General features: G+C 62.9%; 20 protein-coding genes. 10 read left to right on the top strand and 10 right to left on the bottom strand.

Annotation, left to right across the window (positions count from 1 at the left end):
- Together AC1DUU_RS00475 and AC1DUU_RS00470 are read right to left on the bottom strand one after the other, a co-directional pair.
- A partial coding sequence (locus AC1DUU_RS00475; protein WP_476781439.1) for a (2Fe-2S)-binding protein occupies nt 1–744 on the bottom strand: 744 nt, incomplete at its 3' end.
- Nucleotides 741–1,598, bottom strand: a complete 858-nt coding sequence (locus AC1DUU_RS00470) for an FAD binding domain-containing protein (RefSeq protein WP_476781438.1) — start codon at nt 1,596–1,598, stop codon at nt 741–743. The genes AC1DUU_RS00475 and AC1DUU_RS00470, both read right to left, overlap by 4 nt.
- 182 nt (nt 1,599–1,780) lie before the next feature.
- Between AC1DUU_RS00470 and pncA the strand changes: the two genes are divergently transcribed.
- Both pncA and AC1DUU_RS00460 read left to right on the top strand, forming a co-directional pair.
- Nucleotides 1,781–2,380, top strand: a complete 600-nt coding sequence (gene pncA / locus AC1DUU_RS00465) for a bifunctional nicotinamidase/pyrazinamidase (protein ID WP_476781437.1) — start codon at nt 1,781–1,783, stop codon at nt 2,378–2,380.
- 54 nt (nt 2,381–2,434) lie between these two features.
- On the top strand, nt 2,435–3,862 hold the full coding sequence (locus AC1DUU_RS00460) for a sodium:proton antiporter (RefSeq protein ID WP_476781436.1): 1,428 nt from the start codon (nt 2,435–2,437) through the stop codon (nt 3,860–3,862).
- Here the strand turns inward: AC1DUU_RS00460 and AC1DUU_RS00455 are convergent.
- The 8 genes from AC1DUU_RS00455 to gcvA form a co-directional block, all read right to left on the bottom strand.
- Complete coding sequence (locus AC1DUU_RS00455; protein WP_476781435.1) at nt 3,859–4,566, bottom strand: ABC transporter ATP-binding protein; 708 nt, start codon at nt 4,564–4,566, stop codon at nt 3,859–3,861. The two genes, AC1DUU_RS00460 and AC1DUU_RS00455, sit on opposite strands and share 4 nt — an antisense overlap.
- Nucleotides 4,563–5,300: an ABC transporter ATP-binding protein gene (locus AC1DUU_RS00450; protein ID WP_476781434.1), complete on the bottom strand. Its 738-nt coding sequence runs from the start codon at nt 5,298–5,300 to the stop codon at nt 4,563–4,565. The genes AC1DUU_RS00455 and AC1DUU_RS00450 overlap by 4 nt, the downstream gene beginning before the upstream one ends.
- Nucleotides 5,297–6,262, bottom strand: a complete 966-nt coding sequence (locus tag AC1DUU_RS00445; protein ID WP_476781433.1) for a branched-chain amino acid ABC transporter permease — start codon at nt 6,260–6,262, stop codon at nt 5,297–5,299. Before AC1DUU_RS00445 ends, AC1DUU_RS00450 begins: the two co-directional genes overlap by 4 nt.
- Nucleotides 6,259–7,140: a branched-chain amino acid ABC transporter permease gene (locus AC1DUU_RS00440; RefSeq protein WP_476781432.1), complete on the bottom strand. Its 882-nt coding sequence runs from the start codon at nt 7,138–7,140 to the stop codon at nt 6,259–6,261. The genes AC1DUU_RS00445 and AC1DUU_RS00440 overlap by 4 nt, the downstream gene beginning before the upstream one ends.
- Nucleotides 7,141–7,303: 163 nt before the next feature.
- Nucleotides 7,304–8,608 carry an ABC transporter substrate-binding protein gene (locus AC1DUU_RS00435; protein ID WP_476781431.1) on the bottom strand — a complete coding sequence of 435 codons (1,305 nt, stop codon included), beginning with the start codon at nt 8,606–8,608 and terminating at the stop codon, nt 7,304–7,306.
- 166 nt (nt 8,609–8,774) lie between these two features.
- On the bottom strand, nt 8,775–10,157 hold the full coding sequence (locus AC1DUU_RS00430; protein ID WP_476781430.1) for a hypothetical protein: 1,383 nt from the start codon (nt 10,155–10,157) through the stop codon (nt 8,775–8,777).
- Nucleotides 10,158–10,290: 133 nt separating this feature from the next.
- On the bottom strand, nt 10,291–11,595 hold the full coding sequence (gene pncB, locus AC1DUU_RS00425; protein WP_476781429.1) for a nicotinate phosphoribosyltransferase: 1,305 nt from the start codon (nt 11,593–11,595) through the stop codon (nt 10,291–10,293).
- Nucleotides 11,596–11,730: 135 nt separating this feature from the next.
- The gene (gcvA, locus tag AC1DUU_RS00420; RefSeq protein ID WP_476781428.1) at nt 11,731–12,693 is read right to left on the bottom strand and encodes a transcriptional regulator GcvA; all 963 of its coding nucleotides are present in this window, start codon (nt 12,691–12,693) and stop codon (nt 11,731–11,733) included.
- Nucleotides 12,694–12,902: 209 nt separating this feature from the next.
- Here gcvA and speB point away from each other — a divergent pair, with 209 nt between their 5' ends.
- The 8 genes from speB (at nt 12,903) to AC1DUU_RS00380 (ending at nt 20,216) form a co-directional block, all read left to right on the top strand.
- Complete coding sequence (speB, locus tag AC1DUU_RS00415) at nt 12,903–13,964, top strand: agmatinase (protein ID WP_476781427.1); 1,062 nt, start codon at nt 12,903–12,905, stop codon at nt 13,962–13,964.
- A gap of 94 nt (nt 13,965–14,058) precedes the next feature.
- Entirely contained in the window at nt 14,059–14,862 is an 804-nt protein-coding gene (locus AC1DUU_RS00410; RefSeq protein ID WP_476781426.1) for a transporter substrate-binding domain-containing protein, read from the top strand.
- Between the two features lie 3 nt (nt 14,863–14,865).
- Nucleotides 14,866–15,534, top strand: a complete 669-nt coding sequence (locus tag AC1DUU_RS00405) for an amino acid ABC transporter permease (RefSeq protein WP_476781425.1) — start codon at nt 14,866–14,868, stop codon at nt 15,532–15,534.
- Nucleotides 15,531–16,178, top strand: coding sequence for an amino acid ABC transporter permease (locus tag AC1DUU_RS00400; protein WP_476781424.1), 648 nt, complete (start codon nt 15,531–15,533; stop codon nt 16,176–16,178). The genes AC1DUU_RS00405 and AC1DUU_RS00400 overlap by 4 nt, the downstream gene beginning before the upstream one ends.
- A gap of 70 nt (nt 16,179–16,248) precedes the next feature.
- Entirely contained in the window at nt 16,249–17,337 is a 1,089-nt protein-coding gene (locus AC1DUU_RS00395) for an ABC transporter substrate-binding protein (protein ID WP_476781423.1), read from the top strand.
- Nucleotides 17,338–17,530: 193 nt separating this feature from the next.
- Nucleotides 17,531–18,568, top strand: coding sequence for an ABC transporter ATP-binding protein (locus tag AC1DUU_RS00390; RefSeq protein WP_476781422.1), 1,038 nt, complete (start codon nt 17,531–17,533; stop codon nt 18,566–18,568).
- Entirely contained in the window at nt 18,565–19,419 is an 855-nt protein-coding gene (locus tag AC1DUU_RS00385) for an ABC transporter permease (RefSeq protein WP_476781421.1), read from the top strand. The genes AC1DUU_RS00390 and AC1DUU_RS00385 overlap by 4 nt, the downstream gene beginning before the upstream one ends.
- Nucleotides 19,416–20,216, top strand: a complete 801-nt coding sequence (locus AC1DUU_RS00380; RefSeq protein ID WP_476781420.1) for an ABC transporter permease — start codon at nt 19,416–19,418, stop codon at nt 20,214–20,216. The genes AC1DUU_RS00385 and AC1DUU_RS00380 overlap by 4 nt, the downstream gene beginning before the upstream one ends.
- Nucleotides 20,217–20,249 lie beyond the last annotated feature (33 nt).

Below are 20,249 nucleotides of genomic sequence, written 5' to 3'. Positions count from 1 at the left end.
GGGCGGGATCACGCCGAAACTGTTGATGCCCGGGATATCCGTGGCGGTGAAAACTGCAACGACCCCGGCATTGTCGGTGACATAGGCGTCGAGATCGCCGAACGAGAATGCCGCGTGGTGATGCGGCGAGCGGACGACCAACACCACAAGCGCATCAGCGGGAAATGCATCGCCGCCGAATTTTTCCGTGCCCGTCACCTTCGGCACGCCGTCGAGCCTGACAGGAGAAGCGCCAACGGCCCGGCCTGCGGGTGGAAGGCGGAAATCGAGGGGCGTGACGTGCTCATGCGCCCCCATCACCGCCTGAACAATCTTGCGGTAGCCCGTGCAGCGGCACAAAATCCCGCCGAGCGCGTCCTGCACCTCGGCCTCGCTTGGCCGTGCATTGCGTTCCAGAAGCGCGGTCGCGGTCACCAGCAGGCCTGGCGTGCAGATGCCGCATTGGGCCGCGCCATGCGCCAGGAACGATGCCTGCAGAGCGGACAGGCCGCCGTGGCTGAGCCCCTCCACGGTGCGGACCGAAGCGCCTTCCACCGAGGCGACCGGCAACAGGCAGGCGCAGACCGGCTCGCCGTCGAGCAACACTGTGCAGGCACCGCAGTCGCCGGCATCGCAACCCACCTTGGTGCCGGTCAGCTTCAGGTCGTCGCGCAGGATGGACGACAGCCGCCGCATCGGTGCCGCCGAAACCGAAACCGGCGCGCCGTTGACAGTGAAGCTGATCGGCGCGCGGTCGGTTTTCATGCGGCCACCCGTTTCTGAGAGCCGTAGGCCGCCTGCAGCAGCGCGCGCGTAACGATCTCGCGCGCTGCCACGCGCCGATACTCGGCACTGCCGCGGACGTCGTCGATAGGTGACAGCTCCGTCAGTTCAGCGTCGTTGACGATCCCGGCTATTTCATCCGCCTGATGACCGGCAAGTGCTGCCTCCAGCTCATGAAGCCGCTGCGCCACCGCCGAGCACGAACCCACTGCAACTGCGGCCATGGTAATCCGCCCATCGGTGTCGAGCGCGATCCGCGCTGCTGTCATCGCGATCGAAATGACGAGATAGCGCCGCGCGCCGAGTTTGACGAAGGCCGAATGCCCCGCAGCCGAAGCCTTGGGGATGCGCAGCGCCGTCACCATCTCGTCCTGGCGCAGCCTCGTCTTGCGGTTGCCGGTGATGAATTCGCCAAGCGGTAGCAGCCGAATTTCGTGCCGCGCCCTCAGTTCCACCTCGGCGTCGAGGATGAGCAGAGGTGGCACACCGTCCGCCGCAGGCGAAGCGTTGCAGATGTTGCCGGCCACGGACGCCACATTCTGGATCTGGATCGAGCCGATTTCGCGCGCCGCCTGTTTCAACGCGTCGAAGGCCGGCGGAAGCTGTGCCTTCAGGACCTCGGTCCAGCTTGTGCGTGCGCCGATGCTGAAATGGCTTTCGCTTTCGGCGATGCCGCGCAGTTCGGCCAGGCCATTGATGTCGAGCACGTCTTCGAAAAGCGGGCGGTTTCCGAGGGCGGGGTAAAAATCGGTGGCGCCGGCCAGAATTCGCCAGGACCCTTCGCTGAGCAGCGCGAGCGCTTCGTCGAGTGTTTTGGGTTTCGCGTAACGGATCACGCAATGCCTCCCGGCTGGCCGCCGGACAAAATCATTCGCATGCAAATGATAGCTCGCTGCGGCCTTTTGTCAAAGCCCGGATTGCATGTTGCGGGCAGCCACCCTGTCCAAGTTGCAGGTTGACGCGCGCTTCCATCTGACCCAGTTTCGGCGGCCCGAAAAACCAGCCTGATGGAGGCTCCATGGCCACCGACGCGCTCATCGTCATCGATCTGCAGAACGACTTTTGCCCCGGCGGCGCGCTTGCCGTGTCAGGCGGCGACGAGATCATTCCGCTGGTCAACGACCTCATCCGCAACACCGAGCACGTCCTGCTGACCCAGGACTGGCACCCGGCCGGCCATTCGAGTTTCGCCTCCAGCCATCAGGGCAAACAGCCGTTCGAAAGCATCGACATGCCTTACGGTACCCAGACGCTGTGGCCCGACCACTGCATCCAGGGTAGCCGCGGTTCCGACTTCCATTCCGGCCTCGCCTGGGCCAAGGCCGAGCTTGTGGTGCGCAAGGGTTTTCGCCTCGGCATCGACAGCTATTCGGCTTTCTTCGAGAACGACTATCTGACGCCGACCGGCCTCGCTGGCTATCTGCGCGAGCGTGGCATCGGCGAAATCACGCTGGTTGGGCTGGCCACCGATTTCTGTGTTGCCTATTCCGCGATCGATGCGGTCAAACATGGCTTTGCCACCACGGTGCGGCTCGACGGCTGCCGCGCCATCGATCTCGGCGGTTCGCTCGAAACGATGATCGGCAAGATGCGCGACGCAGGCGTGACGCTCGTCTAAACGGCGAGCAGCAGTTTGAATTGACTGGCCCAAGGCCGGTGTTGAGGGGACCGGATGAATTTCTCGCGTTTTGCGGCAGTGCCTGTGGCGCTGGCGGGTGTGTTGTTGAGTGTTGGTTCGGCCTTTGCCGCCGAAGAGGGGTTGCCAGGGGCAGCCATGTCATTGTGGTGGGCGCTGCCCTTTGCCGGCTTGCTGCTGTCCATCGCCACCGGTCCGCTGCTTTATCCGCATGTCTGGGAGCATCACTACGGCAAGATCTCAGCTGTTTGGGCAGCACTCGTTATCGTGCCGATGGCGCTGTTTTTCGGCTTGGATGTCTCGGCAGAGGCGGTGCTTCATACGCTCCTGCTTGAATACATGTCCTTCATCATCCTGCTGTTCGGGCTGTTCACCATATCGGGCGGCGTTCTGGTCGCCGGCAATATCCAGGGCACGCCTTTGGTCAATGCCGGACTGCTGCTGATCGGCGCGCTCCTGGCCTCGGTTGTCGGCACCACTGGTGCCTCGATGATCATGATCCGTCCCGTCATCCGGGCCAACGACAACCGGCGCTTCAACGCCCACGTCGTCGTCTTCTTCATTTTTCTGGTGTCCAACATCGGCGGCTCGCTGACCCCGCTCGGAGACCCGCCGCTGTTCGTCGGCTTCCTGCGCGGCGTCGATTTCTTCTGGACCACGGCCCATCTCTGGCGAGAGACGCTGCTTGTCGGCGGCATCGTGCTTGCCGCTTTCCTGGCAGTTGATTGGTATTTCCACAGCCGCGAGCAAGGCCAGCCCAAGATCAAGGATCCGACGCCGCATTCGAAGGTCCGTATCCGCGGCGTAGCCAACATCGCGCTGCTGGCAGGCGTCATCGCCGCCATCCTGTTGTCTGCGTCGTGGAAGCCCGGGATCACCTTCACCATCCAGGGTGTTTCGGTCGAATTGCAGAACCTCGTGCGGGACGCCATCATCCTGGTGCTGGCCTTCGTCTCGCTGGCCGTCACCCGCAAGGAATATCGCTCAGCCAACGGTTTTTCCTGGGGGCCGATCCTCGAAGTGGCAAAGCTGTTTGCCGCGATTTTCATCTGCATCGTACCGGTGATCGCCATCCTGCGTGCCGGGCTCGACGGCGCCCTGGCGCCGCTGGTGTCGCTGGTCACAACTCCTTCGGGTGCGCCCAACGATCTCGCCTATTTCTGGCTGACCGGACTGCTTTCGTCCTTCCTCGACAATGCCCCGACCTATCTGGTGTTTTTCGAACTGGCCGGAGGCGACCCCAAGGTCTTGATGACCCAACTCGCCAGCACACTGGCGGCGATCTCGGCGGGCGCGGTGTTCATGGGCGCCAACACCTATATCGGCAACGCGCCGAATTTCATGGTCTACGCCATCGCACGCGAGCGCGGCGTCAACATGCCGGGCTTCTTCGGCTACATGCTGTGGTCAGGCGCGGTGCTGATCCCGACCTTCCTCATCGCTGGGTTTGTTTTCTTCGGCTAGCCGACGCCGACATAACGGCGCACCAGCGTCGGGTCATCCCGCAGCCGCGCGACATCGACTGTCTCGCGGTTGCGGCCGTTTTCGATGAAGGCGACGCGGTCGGCGATGGACAAAACCGCCTCGACGCGCTGTTCGACAAGGATGGTCGACACGCCGCGCCCTCGCAGCCCGACCACCGTCTCGCGGATCTTGGCGATCATCGACGGCATCAGGCCTTCGGTCGGTTCGTCGAGCAGCAGCACCTCGGGTTCGAGGCACAGCGCGCGTGCCATCGCCAGCATCTGCTGCTCGCCACCCGAGAGAGTGCCCGAACGCTGCTTCAGCCGGTCGCGCAGCAGCGGAAACAACTCGAGCACGCCCTCGCGCACCGAATTGCCCTTGTTTCGGGCCATCAGGCCGATCTCGATGTTTTCGGCGACCGTCAGTTCGGCGAACAGTCGCCGTCCTTGCGGTACATAGGCGACGCCGGCTTTCGGCACGTCATGGGCGGGCAACTCGGTCAAGTCACGCTCGCCGAGCCTTATCGAACCGGCGCGGGCCGGCACCAGCCCCATGATCGCCTTCAGCGTCGTTGTCTTGCCGGCACCGTTGCGGCCAAGCAGGCACAGCACCTCGCCCTTGTTCAGTTCGAGGTCGAGGCGATGCAGCACCTGCACCTCGCCATAGAAGCAGTCGAGCCCTGATATCTTCAGTGCAGCGCTCATGCCTCACCCCCAGGCGCGGTGCCTAGATAGGCGTCCTGCACGGCGGTGTTGGCGCGAATTTCGGCGGGCGCGCCTTCGGCCAGTATCCTGCCTGAATTGAACACGGTGATGCGTTTTGCGAGTTCCATCACAACTTGCATGTTGTGCTCGATCAGAAGCACCGTCGCGTCCTTGGCGATCTCGCGCACAAGGGCAATGAAGTTATCGATCTCGCCGTCCGACAGACCTTGCGTCGGTTCGTCGAGGATCAGCAGCCGTGGCTTGAGTGCCAGCCCCATCGCCACTTCCAAAAGCCGCTGGTGGCCGTAGGCAAGCGTGCCGGCCTGCTCATGTGCCCGGCTGGCAAGTCCGACGCGCTCGAGCGCCTCCATCGCACCATGATGCACCGCGCCGCGCGAACGCCCGTCGGTCAGGGTCCGCTGCACCGGCAGGGCGACATTGTCGTAGGCGGAGAGATTGGCGAATACGCTGGTGATCTGAAACGTGTAGGCGATGCCTCGCCGCACCCTCAGATGCGCCGGCATTTTGGTGATGTCCTCGCCGTCGAAGGTGATGGTTCCAGCGTCCGGTGCATAGCGGCCGCAGACCAGACTGACGAATGTCGTCTTGCCGGCACCATTGGGGCCGATGACCGCGCGGATCTCGCCCGGATCGAGCGAAAAGTCGACATCGTCAACAGCGCGCAGGCCGCCGAAGTGGCGCGACAGTCCCTTGGTGGTCAAAAGCGGCGTCATGGCAGCCACCTGACCCAGCGCTCCCGCACCGTGCCGAGAACGCCTTTGCGGAAATAGAGCACGAGCAGGATCAGCATTGCGCCGACGACAAGCATGTAGGCGGAGGTATAGCTGCTGGCGATGTCGATGACATAATACATGAACAGCGTGCCGATCAGCGGCCCGAGCGTGGTCGCGGCACCGCCGAGCAGCACCCACAGCAGCGGCAGGATCGAATACTGCACCGAGGCGAAGGTTGAGCCGACATAGCCGAACAGCAGAGCATAGGCGGCACCCGCGGCGGCACAGATCATTCCTGAAGTGACCACCGCCGCCAATTTGTTGGCGAAGGTGTCGTAGCCGAGCATCCTTGTCCGTTCCTCGTTCTCGCGGATGGCAACGAGCACCCGGCCGTGGCGTGAGCGGACGATGGCGACGGTGGCAAACAGCGCCGCCGCGAACAGCGTGACTGCCATCAGGTAGCGCGTCGTTGGGTTGGTCAGGTCGAGCGTTTGCGCGCCAAGCGTGATCTGTCGAGTCTGCTGTTGCAGCACCAGTCCTTCGTCGCCGCGCGTCCATTCGCCAAAATAGAGCGTGGTCAGATAAAACACCTGCGCGAACATCATGGTTACGATCATGAAGGCGACGCCGGTTGTTCTGAGCGCCAAGAGACCGACGACCAGCGACACGACAAGACCCGCCGCAATGCCCGCGCCAAAGGCTGCCGGCACGCCCCAGCCGAGATGGTAGAGCGGCAGCCCGGCACCATAGAGCCCGGCCGAAAAGAACATGGCGTGGCCGAGGCTGAGCAGCCCGACATAGCCGAACAGCATGTTGTAGCCCATGGCGAAGACGGCGAGCACCAGCACGCGGGCAAGGACGCCGTGGTGATATTCGGGAAGCACGAAATTGAGCGCCACCAGCAGTGCCACCACGCCAACATGCAAGCCGTAGACCTTGGCTGTTGCCCCGTCCCTGTTCATTTCGGTGCCGTTCCAAACAGTCCTTGCGGTCGGAACACCAGCACCAGGGCAACGACGAGCGTGGCAATGATCTTGGCCAATGTCGGCGAAAAGAACACCGAAATGATGCCGTCGGAAACGCCGATCAGAAGGGCTGCCACCACCGTCCCACGCAGCGAGCCGAGCCCGCCGATGATGACGACGATGAAGGACAACAACAGCGGGTCGAGGCCCATCAGATAATGCGCCTGCTGGATCGGCACGATCAGGACGGCGGCAACAGCCGCAAGCATGGCGCCAAGCGCGAACACCGCGCCATAGACGCGCCCGACCGGGATGCCGAAGGCTTGTGCTGTCTCGCGGTCATATTGGGTTGCCCGCATGATGAGCCCGATCCGGGTGCGGGTCAGCACGAACCAGGTGGCGAGCAGCAAAATCGCGGAGGCGGCGATGATCGACAGCTTGTAGCCGGAATAGCCGAACCACGGCAGCTGGATGCGGTAGTTGAAGGGCGGCGCTACCGGCCGTGCCTCGGGCCCGTAGAAGGTGAGGGCCAGTTGCTGGATGATGTAGAGCAGGCCGATGGTGGCAACGATGGTGGCTTCGGGATTGTATTCGAGCCGGCGCAGCACCAGCCGCTCGGCAACCCAGGCGATGGCGCCGACGATCAGCGGCGACACCACCAGCGCGACCGCGAAGCCGAGCGCCGGGTGGCCGGTCATTGTGGTGGTGATCGCCCATGCAAGCACCGCGCCCAGCATGAAGAACTCGCCATGGGCGACATTGACGATGCGCATGACGCCGAACACCAGCGACAGTCCGAGCGCTGTCAGCGCCAGCACGGCCGAGGTGACGAGGCCTTCGAGAGTGGCAAGCAGGAGGTGAGGGAAGAAGGACATTCAGGTGATGATCGTCTGGCAGGGGTGGCGCTGCCCCTCACCCTCTCCACGTAAATGGGGCGAGGGGGGCGTCGGCGTTGCGGCCATCCTCCTTCTCCCCGTTCTACGGGGAGAAGGTCCCGGTAGGGGGATGAGGGGCGGCACCAGCAATGGCATCTTCAATTCACAGCGGCTGTGTCGTGTAGTCCGCCTCGGGCTTGTACATGCCGTCTTCGATCGCTGTCCGGTGGACGACCTTGAGCTTGCCGCTTTCGACCTTGGAGATGTTCTGGTGGCCGAAGACCTGGTGGATCTTGCCGTTGAAGATCTTGTCGCCTTGCGGGTGCTCGGGGCCTTCCTTGAATTCGGTCAGTGCCTCGGTCGCCTCGACCAGCTTGGCGCGATCCTCCGGTCCCCTGTAGCCCGAATCCTCCATCGCCTTTTTGATGACATAGAGCGTTTCCCAGCAGCCGAACATGTGGGCGGCGGTCGAAACGTCCTTGGGGTCGCTGACCGACGCGCCATTGTCGTCGATGCCGACGGCCTTGCGATAGGCCTTTTGGGCTTCGCTGTCATTGGCCTGGGCATAGCGCGGCGAGCCCTCCCAGAAATGGCTGCCGTCGAGAAATTCGAGGCCGGGGCTGTTGATGTCGACGGCCTCGAGCGAATCGATGAAGCCGAACAGCTGCGGCTTGTTCGAACCGTAGAATTCGCCGAGTTCCTTGACGAAGGTAAGCACGCCGGGGCCGACCATGACATGGTACAACACCTCGGTGTCGGCAGGGATCTGCGGCAAATATTTGGTGAAAGAGCTTTCGGTCGGCGGGATCGGGATTTGCGCCACCACCTCGCCGCCCTGCGCCTTGATGGCGGGCGCGAAATAGTCGCGGTGGTCGTATCCGAAGGCATAATCCGGATAGATCATCGTCACTTTCTTGCCGAGATTGGCAGCAACCCAGGGTGCAACCGAAGTGACCTGGGCGCGCACGTCGGTGATGCCGGGCTGGAAGACCCAGCGGTTCAGCTTGCCCGAGGCGACGTGGTAGCCCTCGCTGACCACATAATAGGGGATCTTGAGCTCGCCGGCGGTCGGCGCGGAGCCGACGACGACATGGCTGAAAAGTGTGCCGAAAACGATGTCGGTCTTGTGCTGGGAGGCGAATTTTCCGACCACTTCAGCGCCGCGCTTGGGGTCGGTGCCGTCATCCTCGACGATGATCTCGATCGGGCGGCCATTGATGCCGCCGGCGTCGTTGATCAGCTTGACCGCAGCGTTGGTGGTCTTCTCATACCAGCGGCCATAGGCAGCACCAATGCCGGTGCGGTGGGCCTGGAAGCCGATCTTGATCGGCGCTGACGACTGTGCCTGCGAATAGCGCACGAAACCGGGTGCTGCCATCAGGCCGGCGCCCGCGGCAATGCCCTTGAGCGCCGTGCGGCGGGTGAGGCCGGTTTTGCCGAGATCGAAAAAGCGATTGCTGTCAGTCATGCCCTATCCCCTTGCCGTGTCTTTTGACCAACCATGGTGCGGATCGGCGCCTCTTCCGCTCGGAATCCAAGAAACCGGCGAAAAATCGCATGTATACAAACTAGATCACCAATCCCGGGAGGTGGCAATAGTGGCTTCCGCAAGGTCAAAGCCAGCTGCATTTGCACTATCCCGCAGTGGCTGTCGAGAGCAGCCACAGGCCGAAAACGGTGTAGCCGATCATCAGCACGGTAAGCGGCAACTGGCTTAGCGAGGCGCTAGTGGCGGAGGGGTGCAACCGCCAGGCGAGCACATGTGCGAGCAGCACCGCCAGCACATGGCCACCGACGATGGCTGCCGCCTGCAGGTTCCAGACAAGCCAGGCGGAATGCGCGCCCATGACGATGCCGGCCTCGACCGGCATATGGGCCGTGCCGAACAGGTTCCAGCCTCGGGCGAACGGGTCCGACAAGGCGACAAGCGCATACTGGCCATTGACCAGGAGCGATGTCAGATAGTGCGAGAAATGATAGGCGAGCGCGATCGGCACGATCGACCAGACAAACAGCCCCGCCGCCTGTTGCAAGGGCAGGGTGCTGCGCACAAGCCTTTCGCCGATCAGGACTGCCAGCAGAGCGACCGTCGCGAGCARCGTGAACATTGCCACGAGGCCGAAGCTGTTGGTGGCGACAAGGGCGGTGCGGCCGGGCAGCTCGAGCGGGTTGATGCCGTTGAGGCCAAGCCAGAAGAAGGTCTTGGAAAAACCGTCGAAGGAGACCGAGGCAAGCGTCAGCAGCAGGAACAATGCGCCCGATGGCGGCAGCGTTTCGGCTTCGTAAAGCTTGGCGCCGGGCCAGCACAAAGCAAGGCGCAGCCGCGCGCCGTCGTTCTTGCCATCGACGATGCCGAAGCGCCCAATCATGGCGAAGAAGGCGGAGATGAACTCGCCCTGACGGCTCCAGCGTTCGAAGCCGAATGCCAGCATGGCGATGAGCGAAAACAGCCAGTAGGTTCCGGCGGCAATTGCTAGCCGCGCTGGGTCGTCGGGCGCGGGATCGATCAACTCGAACCAGGCGAAGCCGAAGAACAGGATGAAGGCTGGCCAATAGCCGACCCACACGGGCAGACGCAGCGGACTGTCGTCTCTCGCAGCGAAACCCGATGCGCGCCTGATGAGGCGGTAGGGGCCATACCACGGGTTGAGCCATCGCCAGAGATTGCCGAACAAGCCCTGCGCGAGGGTGAGGCCGACCCAAAGCAGTGTCCAGATGGTCAGAGGTAGCGGGTTGGACAGTGGATCGCGGCTACCGAAGATCCCGGCAACGACCAGTGCCGCGAAGATGGCGAAAGACAGCAGGCTGGCGGGGAGCCGCAGATCGGGGATCGAGCCGAGTGGCAAACGCCTGCGCCAGAAGGCGACGAGCCGATCCGGTGGCACCAGCGCCAATACCACAAAAGATGCCGCCACGGCCAATGCTGCGCCGGCTATGTAATGCCCGGTCGGCAGCATCAGGACATGGCCGCGGTCGGAGGCGTGGGCGAGTGCAGGCAGTGTTTGCAATGCCGTCATGCTGCTTGCTGCGGCCGACGTCGCCGCCATGCGTCGGATGGTTATACCAGTGCTGTTGTGACTTGCCCGTGCGGGAAGAGTGGCGTCAGGCATGGTCCCAACAGACCTTTGCGGCACCGCACCTAGCCCCGCCCTACACCTTCACCAACTGTTCCACCCGGTCCTTTTCGCCGAAGATGCGGAGGTAACGGGCGATTTCTTGTCTGTCGCCGGTGGCCTTGGCCGGGTTGTCCGACAGTTTGACCGCCGGTCGGCCATTGGCCTCGGTGACCTTGCAGACCAGGGAAATGGCGTTGAGCCGATCGGTTTCCACAGGCGCGCAGCCCTCGAAGTCGTTGGTCAAATTGGTGCCCCAGCCGAAGGACATGCGCACCTTGCCCTCGAAATGCCGGTAGGTCTCGATGATGGTGTCGACATCGAGCCCGTCGGAGAAGATCAGGAGCTTCGAGCTTGGGTCCTGGCCCTTCTTGCGCCACCACTCGATGATGCGCTCGCCGCCTTCGATCGGCGGCGCGCTGTCGGGGCGGAAGCCGGTCCAGTCGGCGACCCAGTCGGGTGCGTCACGCAGGAAGGCCGCGGTGCCGAAGGCGTCGGGCAAGACGATCAAGAGGTTGCCACCATAATAGCGCTGCCAGTCGCGCAGCACCTTGTAGGGCGACTGCTTGAGCTCGTCTTCACTGTTGGCGAGTGCGGCATAGACCATCGGCAGCTCATGGGCGTTGGTGCCGAGCGCTTCGAGGTCGGTGTCCATGGCCAAAAGCACGTTGGACGTGCCGGTAAAGGCCTCGCCGATGCCCTCCTTGAGCGCTTCGACGCACCAGCGCTGCCACAGGAATGAATGCCTGCGGCGCGTGCCGAAGTCGGAGATCTTGATGTCGGGCAGCATCTTCAGCCGCTCGGTCTTGTCCCACATCTTGGCCTTGGCGCGGGCATAAAGAACATCGAGCGCGAAGGGGCCGAAGGCTTTCATCACCGAGCGCGAGCGCAGCTCGTTGATGATGGCGAGTGCGGGAATTTCCCACATCGAGGTCAGGACCCAAGGGCCGGCGAAGGTCAGCTCATACTGGCCGTCGCGCTTTTCGAGCTCATAGGGCGGCAGCTGGAAGTTTTCGAGCCAGGCCAGGAATTCCGGCTCGAAGATCTGCTTGCGGCCATAGAAATTGTTGCCGCCGAGCCAGATCATCTCCTTTTTGGAGAAGCGCAGGGTGCGGGCGTGGTCGAGCTGCTCGCGCAATTCGCCCTCGTCGATCTCTTCGGCCAGCTTGACCGAAGTCGCGCGGTTGATCAGCGAGAAGGTGGCGTCGACCTTGGGGTGCATGCCCCAGATCATTTGCAGCATCAAAAGCTTGTAGAAGTCCGTGTCGAGCAGGGACCGCACGATCGGATCGAGCTTCCAGGTGTGGTTGTACACCCGTCGTGCGATGTCGGTCCTGGCCATGCCGCTTCATTCCTCCCGATACACGCCCGCCGCGCAGGCGCGACCTCGTTGACAGCTTTGAGATATAGTGCGCGGGCGAYCAAGCTGCAGACGAGAAAAAAGCAACCCTGGCCCTATCGGTTACATCGGCAGTTCCTAGCCAACTGCCACCGGTTTTTGCGCGCGTCTCTTGCGGATGCTGATCTGGCCTGTAACGGCCTGCTCGGTGCGTGCTGGAAGCTCCTCGCGCTGGGCAAACAGCCAGTCGATGAACACCTGGGCGATCGGCGCCGATCTCACCTCGTTGCGGCACACCACGTAGAACGCATCGACCGCAGGGACCGAAAGATTGAACGGCGTGACCAGCTGTCCCTTGGCCAGCAGTGTGCTCGCCGTGACACTGTCGCCGAGAGCCAGGCCGTGGCCGTGCACGGCGGCTTCGGTGGTGAGGCTTGCACCAGCCATCCGGTGCTGCTGCACCGGCTTGATATCAAGCGCGTCGGCGGCGGCCAGCCATGTGTGCCATTCCCGGCCTTCGTCGGCGTGCAGCAGCACGTGATCGGCGAGATCGCGCACGCTGCGGATAGGACGGTTGTTGATCAGCGTCGGGCTGACCACCGGGAAGAGCTCCAGTGTCGACCACTTCTTCATCCAGCAATCGCTCCACCGGCCGTCGCCGTAGAGCAGGCAGACATCGACGTCGGGCGAATGGATATCGCGGGCATCGTTGGTCGCATTCAGCGTAAGGCTGATGCCCGGATACTGGGCGGTGAAGCCGCCGAGCCTAGGCACCAGCCACAATGACAGAAGTGCCGGCACGCAACTTACAGTCAGCTTGCCCGAGCTCGTCGGCCTGGTCATTCGCGCGGTGGCCGCCGCAATACTTTCGAAAGCGCCCGATACGGCGGGCAAAAGCTCGGCGCCTTGGGGGGTGAGCTTGAGGCGCGAACCGGCACGCTCCAGAAGCTTGACCTTGAGAGTCGCTTCAAGCGCCCGGATCTGGTGGCTGATCGCGCCGTGGGTGACGTTGAGCTCGACCGCTGCCTTGGTCAGCGAGCCATGCCGTGCGGTCGCTTCGAAGGCGCGCAGCGGGTTCAGCGGGGGCAGGCGCCTGGACATCAAATCTCCACGGCTAGGACCGTTCACTGTGAGAAATTCTCACAGCCGAGACCTTAACATTATCAATTGCTATTTCAACGGCGCTGCCGGAGACTTGACCCATAACAACCAAAAAGCATGCGGGGAACACGAGGTATCAGGCTGGCCGCCGGGAGCGGACGGCTACAGGCGATCGCCCGCATTGCCGTCTCGGACCACAGGAGGAAATCATGGGTTTCGACGTCAAAAAACTTGACGAGCTGCGCAAGAAATATGGCGAAGGCCATGGCGGCGATCTGTTTGACCCAAAATTCCGCCGCGTCGCCGACAAGATCTTCAACAAGGCCGGCACGCGGCTTGCGCCCTATTCGGGCATCCCGACCTTCCTGACCGCGCCTTATCGGGAGATCGACAACGATAACCCGGATTTCGGCGACCTGCAGGTGGCGATGATCGGCGTGCCGATGGATCTCGGCGTCACCAATCGCCCCGGCTCGCGTTTCGGTCCGCGTGCGCTGCGCACCATCGAACGCATCGGGCCCTACAACCACGTGCTCGACTGCGCGCCGGTGCAGGAACTCAGGGTCGCCGACATCGGCGACGTGCCGTTCCGAAGCCGCTACCGGCTCGAGCTCAGCCATGAAGACATCGAGCGCCGCATTGGCCAGATCGTCGACGCCGGCGTTGTGCCGCTGTCGGTCGGCGGCGACCATTCGATCACCCATCCGATCCTCAAGGCGGTCGGCAAGAAGCGCCCCGTCGGCATGATCCACATCGATGCCCATTGCGACACCGGCGGCGCCTACGATCTCACCAAGTTCCACCACGGCGGCCCGTTCCGAAATGCGGTGCTCGACGGCGTGCTCGACCCCAGCCGGGTGATCCAGATCGGCATTCGTGGCTCGGCCGAATATCTGTGGGAGTTCTCCTACGAATCCGGCATGACCATCATCCACGCTGAAGAGGTGACGGGCATGGGCATTCCCGCTGTCATCGAAAAGGCCAAGAAGATCGTCGGCGACGGCCCGACATATCTGTCCTTCGACATCGACAGCCTCGATCCGGCCTTTGCGCCCGGTACCGGCACGCCGGAAGTCGGCGGGCTGACGACGCGTGAAGTGCTGGAGATCGTGCGCGGTTTGAAGGGCCTCAACCTTGTCGGCGGCGATGTCGTCGAGGTCGCGCCGCAATACGACTCGACCACCAATACGGCGCATGCCGGCGCCCAGGTGCTGTTTGAGATCCTGAGCCTGATGATGTTCAGCCCCTTCGTCACCAACAAGGGCGCATAAACAACAACAATTTCGACTGGCCGCTGTTTGGGAAGCAGCGGCCAGGTGCTAACGAGACTGTTCAACAAGCAATCATTCCAGAGGGAACCACGACATGAACATCAAGACGATATTGCAATCGACGGTCGCCGCTCTGATTGTCGCCGGCACCGCCGCCTTTGCGGTGCAGCCGGCCAATGCCGATGCGCTCGAAGACATCGCCAAGGCAGGCCAGATCAATGTCGGCGTCTTCGCCGACTTCCCGCCCTTCTCCTCGGCAAGCGCCGACATGAGCCTCAAGGGCTATGACATGGACGTGGCGCAGGCGATCGCCGACGCGCTCAAGGTCAAGCTCAATCCAGTGCCGGTGACCGGCCAGAACCGCATTCCCTACCTGACCGACAAGCGCGTCGATTTGCTGATGAGCGTCGGCTACTCCAAGGAGCGCGAGCAGGTCATCGACTTCGCCGCCGCCTACGCTCCTTACTACATCGCCGTGATCGGCCCCGCCGAGATGAAGGTAGCAGGCAAGGACGACCTCGCCGGCAAGTCGATCGCCGTCAATCGCGGTACGCTGGAAGACACCTCGCTGACCGAGGCCGCGCCCGCCACCGCCGACATCAAGCGCTTCGACAACTACAACGCCGTCATCCAGGCCTTCATCTCCGGCCAGACCCAGCTGATGGTGGTCGGCAACGACGTTGGCGCCCAGGTGCTGGCGCGCCAGGAGGCGCTCAAGCCGGAGCAGAAGTTCCAGCTTTTGACCTCGCCGTCGCATATCGGCCTCAACAAGAGCGAGGACGGTTTGAAGAAGGTGATCAACGACACGGTCGCAGCGATGCTTGCCGACGGCCGTCTCAGCAAATCGTCCGAGGCATGGCTGAAGGTGCCGCTCAACCCCGAGAACCTCAAGGATTGATCGGTGAGCTACAGCCTCGACTTCGGCTGGCTTGAAGGGGCACTGGGCGCGATCGCGCGCGGTGCCGCCATGACGATCTTCCTGATCGTGGTGACGACGCTGGCCGGCACGGTGATCTCCGTGCTGGCCGCCGCCGGCCGCCGCAGCGGTCCGCTGTGGCTCAAGCGCGCCATCACAGTCTATGTCGAGGTGATCAGGAACACGCCGTTCCTGGTGCAACTGTTCTTCATCTTCTTCGGGCTGCCGGCGATCGGCATCAGGCTCGATCCGATCGCCGCGGCCATCCTGGCGATGACGCTCAACATGGCCGCCTACACCACCGAGATAGTAGGTGCCGGCCTCGACGCGGTGCCGAAAGGCCAGCGCGAGGCGGCCTTTGCCTTGGGCTTGCGGCCGCGCCAGGTCTTCGTCAAGATCGTCTTGCCACAGGCGTTGAAGGTCATCTTCCCCGCCTTGACGAGCCAGATCGTGATCATGATGCTCGAGTCTTCGGTCGTGTCGCAGATCGCAGTCAGTGAACTCACCTACGAAGCCGACATGCTGCAGGCGCGGACTTTCCGCCCCTTCGAGACCTATTTCGTCGTCGCCATGATCTATCTCGGTCTTTCGATCGCGCTGCGCCGGCTTCTGGTCGGCATCGGCCGCCGTACGCTGTCGGCAGGCGTGTCATGATCGAATTCACCTTCTGGGATATCCTGCGCAACCTGATCTTCGCCACGCGCTGGACAGTGCTTTTGTCGATCGCGGCCTTTGTCGGCGGCGGTATCGTCGGCATCGCCATCCTGTTTCTGCGCATCTCCAAGGGCAAATGGAAACGCCGCTTTGCCAGCGGCTACATCGCGCTGTTTCAGGGCACGCCTTTGCTGATGCAGCTGTTTTTGATGTTCTTCGGCCTGCCGATGCTCGGCTTCCGCATCGAACCATGGACGGCGGCCGTACTCGGCCTGACCTTCTTTGCCAGCGCCTATCTCGCCGAGATCTGGCGCGGTGGTGTCGATGCCTTGCCGCGCGGCCAATGGGATGCCGGTGCAAGCCTCGGCCTGCACTATGTCCAGGAGCYGCGCCTGATCATCCTGCCGCAGGCCTTTGCCATTACGCGCGCGCCGGTTGTCGGCTTCCTCGTCCAGCTGATCAAGGCAACCGCGCTGACCTCGATCATCGGCTTTGAGGAATTGCTCAGGACCTCGAACGCCATCAACAACGCGACATTTGAGCCGTTCACCGTCTACGGGCTGGTGGCAGTGATCTTCTTCGTGCTTTGCTACCCCCTCACCCAATATGCCCGTTCACTGGAGGCCCGCGCCGCAGCACGCTGACACGAGCCTCCGTCATAAAAAAATCATGGGAACGTCCGGCAAAAGCCGGCAATAAATGAGGAGAAGACCGATGAAAAAGATACTGAACACCCCAATCAGCCGGCGCGCCGTGCTGGGCGCCGGTGTGGCGTCGGCGAGCCTGCTTGCCATGCCATCGATCCTTAGGGCGCAGGACAAGTCGATCAAGATCGGCGTCTATGGCGGCTACTTCAAGAAGTCGTTCGACGAGCACATCTTCCCTGAATTCACCAAGGCAACCGGCATCGCGGTGGAATCCATCGCCGAACCGACAGGCGAAGCCTGGCTGGTGCAGCTCGAACAGGCGGCCAAGGCAGGCCAGGCACCTGCCGATCTTTCGATGATGTCGCAGATCGCGATGCTCAAGGGCCAGTCGACCAATCTGTGGGCGCCGCTCGACCTTGCCAAGATCAAGAACAGCTCGAACCTGATCGAGCATTTCGTCAACAAGTATCCAGACGGCCGTGTCGCCGGCATCGGTGCTGTGGCCTGGTACATCACGCTTGTCACCAACACCAACGTCTTCCCGACCGCGCCCGACAGCTGGGCGGCGCTCTGGGATCCGGCGAACGTCGACAAGCTCGGCCTTCTGGCGCTGGCTTCCAACTCTTTCCTGCTCGAAGTGACGGCAACGACATTCATGGGCGGCACCAAGGCGCTCGACACCGAGGAAGGCATCCTGAAGGCGCTGGACAAGCTCGCCGAGGTCAAGCCGAACGTGCGGCTGTGGTATCGTGACGAGGCGCAGTTCGAACAAGCTCTGAAGTCGGGCGAAATCCCGATGGGCCAGTATTACCACGATGTTACCGGCCTGGCGGCGGCAGAGGGCCACCCTGTGCGCTCGACCTTCCCCAAGGAAGGCGGCATCCAGGATTCCGGCTCGTGGGTTCTGTCGCGTGCTTCGAAGAAGACCGAGGAGGCGCATGCCTTCATCGATCACATGTGCCAGCCAGCCGTGCAGTCGCTGATGTCGCGCAAGGTCGGCACCGCACCGACGGTCAAGCGCGATCTGCTCGACCTGACGCCGGAACAGTTCGCCGCCGTGTCGTCGGACATTCCGCCGATCATCCCGCGCTATGACCTCTACACCACCAAGGCCGACTGGATTAACCAGAAGTGGACCGAGCTGATCGTTGGGTGACCTGTCTTTCCTTCTCCCCGCCCGCGGGGAGAAGGTGGCGCGCCCCTCGATTGAACTCGGGAGGCCGGATGAGGGGCAGAGCCAGCGCGGCAAGGCTCGCACTGCCCCTCATCTGCCTTCCGGCATCTTCTCCCCGTAAACGGGGAGAAGAGACGCTTTCCACAACGCCGCTCCAACATTTCGAGGGCCCCTCATGTCCGGACTTGAGCTTAAGGACATCACCAAGACCTTCGGCAACTTCAGGGCGGTCGATACGGCCAATCTGTCGGTGCCGCATGGCAAGTTCGTCTGCCTGCTCGGGCCGTCGGGCTGTGGCAAGACCACGCTTTTGCGCATGATTGCCGGTCTTGAGGAGCCGACCAGCGGGGAGATCCTGCTCGACGGCACCGACATCACGCCGATGCCGACGCACAAGCGCAATCTCGGCATGGTGTTCCAGTCGCTGGCGCTGTTTCCGCATCTGTCGGTCGGCGACAATATCTCCTATGCGCTGCGCATCCGCGGCGCCTCGCGCGAAGACCAGAAGAAACGCTCCGACGAGCTGCTCAAGCTGATCGATCTGCCCGGCTTCAGCGACCGCCCGGTGGCAAAGCTCTCCGGCGGCCAGCGCCAGCGCGTGGCCATCGCACGTGCGCTTGCGCTGTCGCCAAAACTGTTTTTGCTCGACGAGCCGCTGTCGGCGCTCGACGCCAAGCTGCGCGAGGCGATGCAGGTCGAATTGCGCCAGCTGCAGCAAAGGCTCGGCATCACCACCTTCGTCGTCACCCACGACCAGCGCGAAGCCATGACCATGGCCGATCTTGTCGTTGTCATGGGCAACGGCAAGATTCTCCAGGCAGCTCCGCCGATCGAAATCTACCGCAAGCCRGCAGACGCGTTTGTCGCCGACTTCATCGGCATGACCAATCTGCTCGATGCGAGTGCCGACCGGCTTGGCCGCGTCTCCGTGCTCGGCCACGCCATTCCGCATCTGACGATGCCAGAGGGCTTGACCAAAGCCTCGGTGTCGATCCGCCCCGAGGACGTGCAACTGGGCCCGGTCGGCGGCGATGCGATCGCAGGCACCGTGACCTTCGTGCGCGACCTCGGCGGCACTATCGAGACCTTCGTCGAAGCGGGTGGCAAAACCATCGTTGCTGTCGCCACGCCGCGCGAACGGCCCGAGGTCGTGGCCGGCCAGCAGGTTGGCCTGATCCTGCCGGCGGAAGCCTGCGTGGTGCTCAAATCATGAAACGTGAGGCGCCGAAATCGATCGCCGACTACAGCCCGCTGTTTTTTCCCGGGCTGATGCTGATCGTCTTTTTCGTCGTGCCGTTTTCGACGATGATCGCGGTGAGCTTTTTCCAGCGTGATCCCTCGGGCTTCTACACGCCCGATTTCGTCTTCACCAACTATGCCCGCTTCCTCACGCCGTTCTTCGGCAAGGTGCTGGGCTTTTCGCTAATGCTGGCGGTGATGGTGGCGATCTGCTGCGTCGTCATCGCCTTTCCCTTCACCTTCCTGCTCACCAAGCGGCCGCGCAAGGTGCAGACGATCTGGCTGGTGTGCCTGCTTTCAGTGCTGTCGCTGTCGGAGGTCATCATCGGTTTTGCCTGGTCGACGCTGTTTTCGCGCACCGCCGGCATCACCAACCTGTTCGTCGCCATCGGCCTGATGAAGGAGCCGGTGGCGCTGCTGCCTAGCTTCTGGGCGGTGCTGACCGGCATGGTCTACCAGGCGCTGCCCTACACGATCCYGGTGCTTTATCCCGCCCTAGTCCGCCTCGACCCGACATTGCTGGAGGCCGCCCGAACGCTCGGTGCGTCGCCGGTCAGGGCTTTCCTGAATGTCGTGGTGCCAGCACTGCGCAACACCATTGTTGCGACGCTGATCATGGTCTTTGTCTTTGCGCTCGGTTCRTATCTGTTGCCGCAGATCCTTGGCCGGCCCTCGCATTGGACGCTGTCGGTGCTGATCACCGACCAGGCGATCTACCAGTCGAACATGCCGTTCGCTGCGGCGATGGCGGTGTTTTTGGTGCTGATGTCGCTGGCTCTTGTCGGCTTGACGCTGCTGGTCGGACGCAGGGAGAACGCGCTGTGAAACAGACCTTCCTTCGCCGGCTTTATTTCGCAGCCGTTGCCCTGTTCCTCGCCGCACCGCTGATCGTCGTCGCAGGCGTTTCAGTCAACGAAAAGCAGGACCTGGCCTTCCCGCCCAAAGGCTTTTCGCTAGCCTGGTACGCGCAGATCTTCGCGGATCCCGAATGGCGCAAGGCGCTGATCGCCTCGCTGTCGCTGGCAGTGACCGCCGCCGCACTGGCGGTGGCCATCGCCTTGCCGCTGGCCTGGTTCCTGTGGCGGCGCATAGCGCCCTGGGCGAACGTGTTCCAGATCCTCGGCCTCGCACCGTTCATCCTGCCGCCCGTCATCACCGCGCTCGGCATGCTGACGTTCTGGGCAACGACCGGCTTCTATGGCCAGCCATGGACGGCCGTCATCAGCCATGCGATCTTTTTCGTCACGCTCCCGCTGGTGACGCTATCGCTCGGCTTCGCCTCCATCGACCGCTCGCTGGTCGAGGCGGCGGCGACGATGGGCGCCGACGACCGCACGGTGCTCAAGACGGTGGTGCTGCCGCTGATCCGGCCCTATCTCGTCTCGGGCTACGCCTTCGCCTTCGTGCTGTCGCTCAACGAATACATCGTCGCCTACATGACGATCGGCTTCACGCTCGAAACCTTGCCGATCAAGATCTTCAACGCTCTGCGATACGGCTACACGCCGACGATGGCCTCGGTGTCGGTGTTCTTCGTGGCGGTGGCCGCTCTGGTGTTCGGACTGATCGCCAGGTTCGGCGACATCAGGAAGCTGCTCGGCGCAATGTCGTCGGAGAGCTGAGAGGTGCGGGAGCGAACCGCGCTCGTCATCCCG

Source organism: Aminobacter sp. P4_H6_2 (assembly GCF_056400805.1).
This window is presented reverse-complemented; position numbering and strand designations above follow the sequence as displayed.